This window comes from Epilithonimonas hispanica (assembly GCF_003385395.1).
Classification (GTDB): Bacteria; Bacteroidota; Bacteroidia; order Flavobacteriales; family Weeksellaceae; genus Epilithonimonas; species Epilithonimonas hispanica.
In genome coordinates this window covers 78,679-91,348 of the sequence record NZ_QNUG01000012.1, presented here as the reverse complement: position 1 = coordinate 91,348, position 12,670 = coordinate 78,679, and the positions used below count along the sequence as shown (strand labels likewise).

Here is a 12,670-nt window from a genome sequence, read left to right as displayed (position 1 = left end):
ATGCTGAAACCTATAGCCCTGATGGTAGCGGCTACCCCACAGCAGGCGATGGATAAAGCTTGGGGGCGAGGAGTAATAGCGGACAGCAGGTTCCCGGCTCCTAAAAATGAAAAAGCTCAGACGAATCTGAGCTTTTGTATTTATTTCTTTTTGGTCTTTATTTTTTTGACCTGTTCTTTTATGAACGGATATTTGAGCTGCATGTCTTTACTTAGCGAAGGATCCAGTTCTAGAGCTTTCTCTAATTTTGAAATACCTTCTGCTTCGTTTTTCAAATGGAAATAACAATTGCTCAATTGGTAATATAACTCTGCACGTGGATGAACTTTCAACGCTTTTTCCAAAATAGTAATAGCTTCTTCATATTCACCAATTAGCATCAAAACTTCAGAATAAGCGTACCAATTGTAAAATCTTGTAGGTTCGGATTCTATCAATTTTTTCAGACAAGTCAAGCTTTCCTCATACTCTCCACAAGTGATGTAAAGAAATGCCAATCTTTTATGATATTCTATATTCCCTTCGTTAAGAGCTGTTGCTTCTTGTGCGAAATAAAGTGCTTCTTTGGGGTTTCCCAGCTCTTCATAGAGGTAAGACTGCTCCATCATTGCCAAATAAAACTGAGGATCTTCTCTTAGTGATTTTTGGAATGACGTGAGTGCAGGAACCAATTTTTTAGCTTCTTTATAACACAATCCGATTTTATAATAAGTGAAAGCTTTGGTGTATTCCAAATCCAACATTTCTTCATAAACCGCGATTGCTTTGTCCCATTCTCCCATTGCTTCGTAACAAGCCGCTTTATTAGCATAAACCCCAACAGCGCTGGAATTAATGGCTAAAAGATAATCAAAACCTTTGATAGCTTCTTCATAATTTTTCTTGTTGAAGTGGAATTGTCCGTACTCATACCAAGCTGTTTCCGAGAAAGAAAACTTGTCTAGGTATTGATTAAGGAAATCCAAAGCTTCCTGAGAACGATTCAGTTTGCTGTAGCAAACCATTACGTTTTCCAAAGAATACTCATCATAAGGATCGTGCTCCAACGCCGAAGTATAATGTTTCAACGCATTGAATGGATCATCCAGATTCACGTACTCATCAGCAATGAAATTATGAAGAAAATTTTCTTCCTCTTCTAACAACAATGCTTTTTGGCAGTACTCAATAGATTTTTTGGGGTTTCCAAGATTGGAATAATATTTCGCACAACAAACCAAAAAGTCTGTATCTTCCAAAGAAGATTGATGCAAATCATCAATCAATTCTTTAGCTTTTGTATAGCGTTCTAATTCCAAGAAAACTTCCAATTGCTTAGTTTTGATTTCAAGGGAATTAGGATGTATTTTAAGAGCGTGATTGACTGCCATTTCTGCATAGCTGTAATCTCCCAACTCTAGGTAGTAAATAATGATTTCTATATATTCTTCGGTATCGAAGTAGAATTCCTCATTGTTCTCTATCATTTCTTCGAACTTTTTTGCAAGTTCGTTTTCAAAAAATTCTTCCAATATATGTGATTTAGATTTGAGATTTAGCTCCGCTCAGTTAGGTTTTTCCTTATGTGAGGTCTGTAAATAAATTACAATTAGCCGGGTTCTTAAATCTTCTTGTATAAAATTAATCAATTTAATTATGAAAATAAGCATCTTAGGTATGACAACTTATTAACATTAATCCTTTTTTTGTTCTGAATAGATTGTAGTCAAAAACATACCAAACGATTTTTCCAATCCTGTAATATCTCCCGATTTTAGGTTGACCCCTCCGTAGATACTATCGTTACTACGAATTTTGAAATCTGTCAAAGAAAGATACAAAGATGGTTGTCCAGATTTTGCTGACAATTTTACCGTAGAACCTAATAATTTTCTGGTTGAGACTGACATAACTTCACTTTCGCTTAAGTTCAGTTTAATGAAACTTCTGGGTTGTAATTCTGTAGTTTTATTATTGATATTGATTTTCTGTTTTTTTTCTGAAGATGAAACCAAATAAGCAACATTTTCTTCAGCCGGAATATCGTCAATATTAGTATAATATAAATTGAGAATGTAATAAGACGGATTGAAATTCTGAATCGTTCCGTCTATATTTTCAATCGGTTTTAGATTAAATGAATTAGCACCCACTTGTTTTGCTTTTTTATAAACATCACCAAAAATGGTTACATCATCATTAGAATAAGCATTCACAAGAATTTCACCTAAGAATTCTGATTTCGAAGGCTCATTAATCTTGTAAAAAAACTTGTCTTTGTTTTCATTGGTTTTCTCTACCTTATTAAGAGTAACAACCTGAAGGTAAAAGAATTGAAAACAAAAAACACTGATTAAAAATAATAATTTACGCATTCGTTAATTTTAAAATTTCTACACAATCCTGCAGACTATTTTCCCAATGTTTCAGTTCAATTTGATAATCTTTTTCGATTTTATCTAGAGACATTGTACTTCTCTTTGGACGTTTTGCTGGTGTAGGAAACTCTGCAGTTGTGATAGACTTTAATAAAACGGAAGAATCTGAAAATTCTTTTATTTTACTCGCAAAATCAAACCAAGTTGTTTCTGGATAGTTGGAGAAATGGTAGATTCCGAAAGTCTTATTTTTAGCTTCGATGATTTCCATAATTGCTTCTGCCAAATCATTAGCATTGGTTGGTTGACCATATTGATCGCCTACAATTCCTAATTCGTCTTTGATATTAAACAAGTGAAGCATCGTTTTCACGAAGTTCTTATTAAATTCTGAATACAACCAAGACGTCCTAAGAATTACCGTTTCTGGATTACGCTCCAAAGCTAGTTCTTCACCTTTTCTTTTTGAAGCTCCATAAACGCCAATTGGATTTGTAAAATCGTCTTCGGAATAACTAAGATTGGTTTCTCCGTCAAAAACATAATCCGTAGAAACGTGAATCAGAATAGCGTTATGTTCTTTTGAAACTTCTGCCAAATTTGCAACGCCATAAGCATTCACAGCAAAAGCTTTCTCTTCCTCTTTTTCTGCTAAATCTACAGCGGTATAAGCTGATGCATTAATCACAAAATCTGGCTGATATTCTTCAAATTCTTTCTCAATCTGAGCTTTATCTGTAATATTAAGAACATCTGATCCTGTAAAATTGAAATCGTATTGATTGTGATATTTTGGTGCTAATTTTTGAAGACAATGTCCTAATTGGCCATTTCCTCCAACAACTAAAATTCTTTCCATAATTATTTGATTTTATTTTGGCTTCTTAAAAAAGCGACTCTTTCTTTGAATGTTTTATGATCGATATCAACCAAGAACTTAGAGAATTCTTCTAAGCTTTCATCCGACATCATCTCCGCTTTTCTGGTTTTCATATTGAAGTAAATCACTGTTAGCCAGAAAACAGCATGAACGATCCCATTTTCATCTCTCATTAATAATTCTACAACGGATGTCATATTATTTACAGCAATCGTTTTACTGGTAATTTCAACTGTAGAATTATATCTCACTTCTTTCAGGTAAGCAATTTCATTTTGGATAGTAACCCAAGTGCAGCCAGTTTCTCTTGTATATTGCTCATAGGTAAACCCGTAATTCTGCTCCACGTGATCTTCTCTCGCATTGAGCATATACTCCAGATATTTTACATTGTTGAGATGTCCGATTGGGTCGCAATCTGCAAAACGGATTTTTACTGTAGATGAAAATTCTTTTTCCATAGTACAAAAATAGAAAAACCGCTCCGTAAAAAGAGCGGTTTTCATTATTTTATTGTCTTAATATTAAAGACCTAATTCTTTCTTAACAGCTGGAGTTGCATCTGCACCTGCTTTGTATAAAAGAGCTGGGCTAGAAGCATCGAAAGTCCACTCGTAACCTGCTGCTTTTGAAACTTTTGAAATAGCATCATTGATTTTTTTCTCAATTGGTGCTAGTCCTGCATCTCTTTTTTCAGCGATATCTTTCTGTGCTGCAGCATAAAGTTGCTGAAGGTTATCTTGAAGTTTTTGAACCTCTTGGCTTCTTTGCTCATTGATAGCCGGCGTTTGTGTAGCTGCCTCTTTCTGATACTTTGCCATCAAATCTTGAAGAGACTTCCCTTGCTTTTCTAATTCTCCTTGTTTTGAAGTTTGCAAAGCTTGCAACTGAGTATCAAGCGCTTTCATTTCTGGCATAGAAGTAAAAATTGCATTTATATCAACAGAAGCAATCTTCTGAGCGTTTGCAAATCCAGTTGCAAAAATCATTACAACGGCTACTAATAATACATTTAATTTGTTCATTTTAAAAAGTTATGTTTATAATTTATATTTAATTTAATTTTATTCTGCCCTCATTTGAGTTGCCTCAACAGATCTTGCTTTTTTTTGTATAGCACTACCTCTTTTGCTGTTATTTGTACCTCTACTATTAACGCCGGGTCTTACATTGTTTCTAGGCTCATCGGTTTTTGGAAGCGTTTTTCCCAAGAGATTAAGAACAGCCTCGGTATAATCATATCTTTTATCTAAAAAGATGACACTAATGTTGTTGCTTTTATCAAGAACTATGCCCAGATTGTTTTTGGTAGAAACTGTTTTGATAGCATTCCAAATCTGATCTTGAAAAGGTTTTGTAAGATTGGATCTTAATTGATTAACCTCTCCATTGGTTCCAAATCTCCCTCCAATTGTATTTCTAATATTGGCCTCTAGGTCGGTAACTTCTTTTTCTCTTAACTTTAATTGATCGCCAATAAGCAGTACTTTTTCGTTTTCAAAAGCTTCCCTTTTTCTTTCGTATTCGGTCTGTAATCTCTGAAGATCATTTTGCCATTGTGCAATTTGTGTATTAAGTCTAGCTTCTGCCTCTTTGTACTGAGGCAATTTGCTCAAAACATAATTGGTATCTACAACGCCAATCTTTTGTGCAGTGAGTTGAGTAGCGGTAAAAAGAATTGTGACAATTAAAGCTATTTTTTTCATTGCGTAAAAATAAAAAATTATTTTATAATGGTTGATTCATCAAGAAGTGTTGTTGCCATCCTGAAGGTTCTGAACTTCCTAGAGTTTTATCAAATCCATAAGCGAAATCAAATCCGATTAACCCGAATGCTGACATCGATACTCTAATACCAAGACCAGCAGATCTTTTCAATTTAAATGGATTATATGTTCCATAACTATTCCAAGCGTTACCAGCTTCCACAAATGACAAAACAAAGATTTTTGCCGTTTGATTCATCGAAATTGGATATCTAAGCTCTGCCGCGAATCTGTTATAAATGGTTGCCCCTCCATAAGGCGTAATATCATATGTAGAAGATGAGCTAAAACCTGTGGAAGAAGCATTTTCGTAACCTCTAAGTGGCACTAGTTCTCTACCATCATATCTACCATTGAACAATCCTACACCACCAACGTAATATCTTTCGAAAGGTGGTGGTCCTAGTTCTTTGCTATAGCCGTTCAAGAATCCCATTTCACCAGTTGTTCTAAGAACTAATTTTCCAATAACCTCGTTATAAAAATCAGCTTTTAATTTCACTTTGTAGAATTCCATCCATTTGTACTTTTCCAAAGTGCTCATCGTAGAATAATCTTTGTTACTAAACCAAGAATATGGTGGTGTAAATTTCAAAGAAGCTTCTATATTAGATCCGTAAGTTGGGAACACGGGGTCCAACCCGGCAGAGTTTCTGCTCAACCCGATATTGAAACTGAAAGACTTGGTATTTCCATAATATTCTAATGCATCACCAAAATAGAATGGATAGTTGCTAAAGTCATAACTCTGGTACTGGATCCCTGTGTAAAGAGAGAAGTAATCATCTGGCCACTTAAGAGATCTCGTTAATCCTACACTTGCAGAGAAGATGTTCATCTTTTGATCCCCAGTTGAATCATCATAGTTGACTCTAGAGTAGTTCAAACCTACACTTAAAGAAGTAGGTCTAGTCCCAAAAACCCATGGTTCTACGAAAGAAATCCCATAATTGGTAAAGTATTGTCCAGCTTGTGCCTGAAGTGACAATGTTTGCCCATCACCTTGAGGAACAGGTTTGAAATCTTTAAATTTCAAAAAATTCTTCAAAGAGAAGTTATTAAACGTCAAGCCAAGTGTTCCAATAAAAGATCCACCACCGTAACCAGCTTGTAACTGTACTTGTGAAGATCCTTTTTCTACAAGCGTCCAGTGCATATTAACTGTATTGTCTTGTGGATTTGGCTTCACATCTGTACCAATCTGCTGTGGATCAAAGAACTGCATCCCAGCCAATTCAAAATAAGTTCTTTTGATATCTGATTTTGCAAATAATGCTCCTGGTTTTGTTCTAAGTGCTCTTAAGATGACGTGATCATGAGTGGTAACGTTACCAGACCAACTTACACGGTTCCAAGTTGCTTTTTCCCCTTCATTGATTCTAATCTCTAAATTAATAGAATCACCTTTGATAGATTTTTCTATCGGTGTTACATTAGAAAAAAGGAATCCATTATTCATATAGATGGACTTGATATCAGAATCATCTTCTTTACCTCCATCTTCTCCAACTTTTTTGTTGAATCCTACAGCATCATAGATATCACCCGTTTTATATCCTAAAACTCTCTGTAAAAACTCTGTTGTAAATGTTGTATTACCAATGAAGTTGATGTCTCCGATATAATACTTTTTACCTTCGTTAAGTTTTACATTAATGTTATATCCTTTCTCATTTCTTGTAACAGAATCAGAAACAATAGTCGCATCACGGAAGCCCAAAGAGTTGTAGTAACTAATCAAGTTTTTCTTGTCTTCATCATATTTGTCTTGAACAAACTTAGAAGACTTCAAGATTCCAAGAATGAATCTTTTCTGCTTTGTATCTTTGAACCCTTTTTTTCTAAGTTTTGCATCGGAGATACTCGTATTTCCATCAAACTCGATTTTATCGATTTTAACTTTCTTACCTTTTGAAACTTCTATTGTCCAGTCTACCAAGTTGGCATCACCTCCGTTAGCTTTTTCCTGTATAGAAATCTTGGCATCAGCAAATCCTTTTGCAATATATTCCTGTGGAATTTTGTTTTGCAAATTAGAAACTAGATTATTATTAATCTTTGTACCAGGTTTCAAATTGTTCTCCTTGATGAGTTTTTCATTTTTGGATTTTCCAATTCCTTTACCTGTAAATTTAACTTCTCCTAATTCTTTAAGATCTTGTAACGAGAATTGAAGAACAACGTTTTGCCCTTCCACATCCTGGATATAGACCTCAACCTTAGAAAAAGATTGGGTTTCCCAAAGTTTTTTGATAGCGTTGCTAACTCGTTGCCCGGGAATCTCTAACTTCTCTCCTTTCACTAGACCTGTGAAACGCAAAATCTGAGCTGGCGTGTATCTTTTGACACCGTCTACGACGATATCTTTCAGAACATATTCTTGATTTTGGTTTGCAGCAAGTTCTGTGTTTTCTGCATCGTTACCCTGTGGAACAACTTGAGCGTGGAAATACGCGGAAGCTGTTAACATAATAATGGGTATAATTCTTAATCTCATTCTTATTGAAGTTGTTCTCTTTTCTAAATATATTATGAAAGAAGCTGTTCGCTTGTCTTTCCGTATCTTCTTTCTTTATTTTGATAATCTAAAATGCATTGAAAAAACGTATCCTTTGTAAAATCTGGCCAAAGTACGTCTAAAAACTGAAGTTCTGCATAAGCAATCTGCCAAAGCAGAAAATTACTAATTCTGACTTCTCCACTGGTTCTAATCATTAAATCGACTGTTGGAAAATCTTTGGTATAGAGATGATTTTCAAAGCATTTTTCATCAATATCATCTGTATCTATTTTTCCTTCTTTTACTTCTTGGCTGATTTCTTTTACGGCTTTCAAAATTTCTTTTTGTGATCCATAATTAAGTGCAAGAATCAAGTTACCATTTTTATTATCTTTTGTAAGTTCTATTACATTTAGTAATTGGTCTCTTACCAATTCTGGCAATTGATTAACATCACCTACAACATGCATCCTCAATCCTTTGGAAAATATCTCTTCCGCTTCCAGCAATAATGTTTCTGAAAGAAGATTCATCAGCGTATCTACTTCTTCTTTTGGTCTGTTCCAGTTTTCTGATGAAAAAGTGTAAAGTGTGAGGTAAGGGATATGGATCTCGTTACATGCATTGATAACATTACGAACAGCATTAATGGCATTCTTATGTCCATAAGTTCGCTCTTCTCCTCTAGATTTTGCCCACCGTCCATTACCATCCATGATAACAGCAACATGTTGGGGTAAGTTGTCTTTATTTATAAGTTTCTTCAAATTGTCCATAAGTATTATTTACAATAGCAAGGCGGTCTTCCAAATGAATAAGACAAAATAAGTGTAGCAGAGTTAACCCAATCTTTTGAATTTGGATTCCCTATATTTCTTTGCTGGATAAAACCTTGAACAATAGCTGCTGTTTGACTCTCATCTAGGTTAGTACTATTTACTGTAACATCTTTTTCTTCTAAGAAACTATAATCTACTTGATCCGAGAAGGTTGGTCTAAATGTAAACTCACCGGAAAGTGCCCAGTTGTAATTAAATTTATATTTTAATCCTACCCCAAATGGTATTGCCATCGTAAAACTTTTGTTTTGTTTGTAACTCACTTCTACATCTGTCGCAGAATTGATCGTAAGTTCTGGCTTTGAAGCGTTCATGTACATTCCCGAAACACCTCCAAAAATGTAAGGGCTTAGCATACTTACCTGCTCATCATTGACTGGTAGAAAGTTGTACTCGAAAAGTAAATCTGCGGAAACTATAGAGTTTGTACCATGCAATTTCCTCATTCTTCTGTAGTTTTCTTTTGCAACACGATCGTCAAACTGGATATGGTTATATCCTAGATTAAGCCTAACGGTTTGATACGGATTGAAATTCATCCTATAAAGCAATCCCCCGTAAAACGGCAAGCCATTTTCTGAAATATTTCGTAAGGGTTTTTGCAAAATATAATTGGGTTTTCCAATATCGCCCACCAAATTACTAACACCTAATTGTACCCCAATCTCATGCCTTTGCGCATTAGCAAAACTGAGAACACAAAAAATAACGACAAGGGTATAAGTTAGTTTTTTCTTCATTTTCAAGATACTGGTGCGTCTTTTATTAAAAAATTTGGTGCAAATATAAAACATTTTTAGTTTAAGAAACTTCTTAATGATAAGTTAAATAAGGTCAAAAAAATATAATTTCTTGTTATAAAAACGAACATATCCGCAAAATATTCTACAAAAAAACAATAAAACACCTTTGTAATCGCTTTTAATTTCTGTTAAAAAACATTTTCAACTTGTTTCGAATTTTGATAATTGTGGGTTCTTTATAGTTTTTGTCCTCGTCAAAATAGCCGTAACCATAGCCATAGCCGTAACCATAACCGTAGCCAAAACCATAGCCGTAGCCATAACCTTGCTTCACAACAAAATCATTATAAACCAAACCTAAGTTTGAAATTTCCTTATTAAAATATTTCTCACTAATCATTCTCAACATATGCTTCTCCGTATATTCGTGACGAACGACATAAATTGTTGTATCAGCTTTTTTAATTAGTTCAAATGAATCCGCTACCAATCCCACCGGAGGCGAATCAATAATAACATACTCATAGACGTCTTTTAACCTATCTATGAATTTCATATTATGATCACTCATCAATAACTCTGATGGGTTAGGAGGAATTGGCCCGGAAGTAATAACATCCAACCCTGGTATACTGGTATGATTAATGATATCCTCCAATTCTACCTGCCCTGTAAGATAATTAGAAATTCCATTTTTATTATTAATTTTAAAATCTCCAAAAATTTTCGGTTTTCTAAGATCCATCCCTAGCAGAACTGCTTTTTTCCCACTAAGACCTAAAACTGAAGCTATATTAATGGAAACATAAGTTTTTCCTTCTCCACTAATGGATGATGTTATAAGGATAACTTTACTTTTTTGCTCCTCGTCAAATAAAAATCGTAAGTTAGCCCTAACCGCCCTAAAAGCTTCTGATATCGAAGACTTTGGCTCTTCCAACACCGTCAGGTTATTGTCGTTATTATTATGTCCAATAACACCAAGGAGAGGTATCCTAGTTGCGGACAGCAACTCTTTAAGATTCCTTATTTTGTTATCTAATAACTCCCCTAATACTAAAAACAAAAGTGGAATAAACAAGAGACCTCCTATAATTTGAATTTTAGTCGCATTAACGTCTGGAGCAATTGGTCCCTGACCAAGATTTTTTGCTTTGTCTATAACATTCAGATTACTTTGATTGGTTGCTACTCTCATCTGGGATTTTGCTTGTTCAGACAAGAGTGTATTGTAGGTGCTTTCTATAATGTCATATCCTCTCTGGGCATCCAAGAACAAACGTTGCTTCTCTGGAAGGGTAATCAGCTCTTCATCAATTTTGGCAATGTTAGTATTCAAATCAGTTAATCTATCGTAATAACCTTGAAAATATTTTTTCAATCCGTCTTGCGAAGTATATTTAGCCTCGTTTATCAATCGGTTTATTTCACGCATTGGTTCGGAATTAGGCGTATATACTTGTGCCAATTCTCTACGTTTTGCGTACAATTGTTTTAATTCTGAGACAGAAGCATTAAAAGTTCCATCCTCTATTCCAGCTAAATTTAAACTAATAATCTTCTCAATATTATTGGTTCCAACAGAATTTCTAATTTCATTTAACGAATTAATTTTCATTGTCAATTCTGCCTTCTGAGTTTCTAAATCTGTGAGCTTTTGTAAAGTTTTAGAATCGATATTAGCCATATCGAATAGGCGATTATTGATTTTTAGGTTATTGAGTACAACACCACTAGAGTCTAGTTTTTTTCTGATGGTGGTAAGATTCTCACTAAGATATTCTACGGTATTTTGATCAACCGTATTCTGATCTAACAATCTTTTTTTGATCAATTCTTGTACAGAGCTATTTAGAAAATTAACTGTTCCGTTAAGATTATATCCAGATTTACTAATAACCATAATAGAGGTCAATTCCTTGTCAAAATCTACAGAAAGAGTTCCTATAATACTATTCACAGCCTGATTCACAGGTATCAAAGTCACCATTATGTTTTCCAATCCCAAATTACTAGGTGTTGGATTAGGTACTAATTTAAATTTCAGATTAGGCGTTTCATACCATTCATTAACTTTTATAACTTTTGGATTTGGTCTGGGATAAGAAGCAACCGTTTCTATTGACTCTGTATTATAATTGTAAAGATTTCTCGATAAACCTTCTTCCGGCAAGGTAATTTCATAACGATCTTTTCCCTTAGGGATAATATTGATTGGGAAATTAACTTGCTGTAAATGGTCCTTATCTATTTCAAGAAAAACCGGACTATCTTCCTCGTCAAGATAGGTTGTTTTGATAAGACCTTTGGTAGTATAATTCGTATTAAGATTTAGCTTTTTTACTAGATATTCATTATGACTTCTAGATAGTAATATTTTTTTCAGATAGACACCATCTTGGTTTCCGCCTTGTCCCCAAATAAAATTAATGGATTGATTGGGCGTAAAATAGCTCGCTGTATTATTGGATATACTTAATGAAAGACTAGAAGAATATATCCTTTGGGCGTAGTACTTGCTATAGACATATGAAATGCAATATCCTAAAAAGCCCAAAATCACAAACCAATACCAGTTACGAAGAACTCTTTGCACAAAATGAAGCGGATCAAACAAATTGAATGAACCCATTTTTTCAGCAACTTGAGCCGTGTCTTGCGTACTTTTTCCGTTTTTATCAGGAATCATTATAAATTATTAATTAATAAATAGATAGACAAAGCTGTTGTAATAAGAGATACACCTGTTGTTAAAGTCTGAACCGGCTCTTTTCCAAATCCATTGATGCTCTTACCATTAGTATTCAGATAGATAATATCTCCATTTTGCAACCAATAGTAAGGTGAGTTCATAGCATCTTCTCGTGTAAGATCCAATTTTGCAGTCTTGATACCTTCCGGATATTTTCTATGAATGGTTACACTTTTTCTATCTACTGTACGGTTTAATCCACCGTTCATCGCAAGAGCTTGCATAATGTTGAGCTGGGTAACATAAGCTGTTTTTTCACCTGTCACACCAATGGTTTCCATATCTCCTAATATATAATATCTAATGCCGTCCAAGTTAAGTCTAACTTCGGACTTTCCTTGTAAAAAATTCTCGTTAACACGCGTTTGTATCTCTTTGGTCATATCCTCCACGGTTCGTCCTTCTGCCTTGATATATCCAATTCCAAAAATATTAACATCTCCATTAGAATCCACCTTCAAACCATTAAAATAAAATGTAGCATTACCTCCTGTTCCATTTCCTCCCTGAGCTCCTCCTGCTTGAGCTCCACCCGCTACGTTTTGTTGAGTAGTTGCTCCAGCACCTAATGACGAAGTATTAAGAGAAGAATAAAATTGAGCGGCATCCCCTTTAGGAGTTGTAACAACATTAAGGGTTAGGATATCACCTTTTGTAACTCTATATTCTGGAACATTATAAGGAACCAATCCCTCTTCATTAATAGTAAGACTCTCACTAGGTTGTAGATAACGAATATCTTTCTTTGTAACACAAGATGACAAACCCAATAGAATGAGTAATAAAAATATATTAAATAAATATCGATTCTTCATGAATGTTTTTTTTCAACA

At 34.5% G+C, this 12,670-nt stretch carries 11 protein-coding genes; all 11 read right to left on the bottom strand.

Going from position 1 to position 12,670, the window contains the following annotated elements; translation table 11 throughout:
* Positions 1-140: 140 nt before the first annotated feature.
* Positions 141-1,511, bottom strand: coding sequence for a tetratricopeptide repeat protein (locus DRF58_RS07505; protein WP_116034299.1), 1,371 nt, complete (start codon positions 1,509-1,511; stop codon positions 141-143).
* Between the two features lie 162 nt (positions 1,512-1,673).
* A complete protein-coding gene (locus DRF58_RS07500) occupies positions 1,674-2,354 on the bottom strand; it encodes a hypothetical protein (RefSeq protein WP_116034298.1) in 681 nt (226 codons plus the stop codon).
* Entirely contained in the window at positions 2,347-3,216 is an 870-nt protein-coding gene (gene rfbD, locus DRF58_RS07495) for a dTDP-4-dehydrorhamnose reductase (protein ID WP_116034296.1), read from the bottom strand. The genes DRF58_RS07500 and rfbD overlap by 8 nt, the downstream gene beginning before the upstream one ends.
* A 2-nt stretch (positions 3,217-3,218) precedes the next feature.
* A complete protein-coding gene (locus DRF58_RS07490) occupies positions 3,219-3,698 on the bottom strand; it encodes an acyl-CoA thioesterase (protein WP_116034294.1) in 480 nt (159 codons plus the stop codon).
* 63 nt (positions 3,699-3,761) lie between these two features.
* Positions 3,762-4,262: an OmpH family outer membrane protein gene (locus tag DRF58_RS07485; protein WP_116034293.1), complete on the bottom strand. Its 501-nt coding sequence runs from the start codon at positions 4,260-4,262 to the stop codon at positions 3,762-3,764.
* Between the two features lie 39 nt (positions 4,263-4,301).
* The gene (locus tag DRF58_RS07480) at positions 4,302-4,943 is read right to left on the bottom strand and encodes an OmpH family outer membrane protein (protein WP_116034291.1); all 642 of its coding nucleotides are present in this window, start codon (positions 4,941-4,943) and stop codon (positions 4,302-4,304) included.
* A gap of 22 nt (positions 4,944-4,965) precedes the next feature.
* Entirely contained in the window at positions 4,966-7,500 is a 2,535-nt protein-coding gene (locus DRF58_RS07475) for a BamA/OMP85 family outer membrane protein (RefSeq protein WP_116034290.1), read from the bottom strand.
* A gap of 32 nt (positions 7,501-7,532) precedes the next feature.
* Positions 7,533-8,279, bottom strand: a complete 747-nt coding sequence (locus DRF58_RS07470) for an isoprenyl transferase (protein WP_116034288.1) — start codon at positions 8,277-8,279, stop codon at positions 7,533-7,535.
* Between the two features lie 5 nt (positions 8,280-8,284).
* Positions 8,285-9,082: a type IX secretion system protein PorG gene (gene porG, locus DRF58_RS07465; RefSeq protein WP_116034328.1), complete on the bottom strand. Its 798-nt coding sequence runs from the start codon at positions 9,080-9,082 to the stop codon at positions 8,285-8,287.
* A 181-nt stretch (positions 9,083-9,263) separates the two neighbouring features.
* The gene (locus tag DRF58_RS07460; protein ID WP_116034287.1) at positions 9,264-11,774 is read right to left on the bottom strand and encodes an exopolysaccharide transport family protein; all 2,511 of its coding nucleotides are present in this window, start codon (positions 11,772-11,774) and stop codon (positions 9,264-9,266) included.
* Positions 11,774-12,652 carry a polysaccharide biosynthesis/export family protein gene (locus DRF58_RS07455; RefSeq protein WP_116034285.1) on the bottom strand — a complete coding sequence of 293 codons (879 nt, stop codon included), beginning with the start codon at positions 12,650-12,652 and terminating at the stop codon, positions 11,774-11,776. The genes DRF58_RS07460 and DRF58_RS07455 overlap by 1 nt, the downstream gene beginning before the upstream one ends.
* Positions 12,653-12,670: the final 18 nt, after the last annotated feature.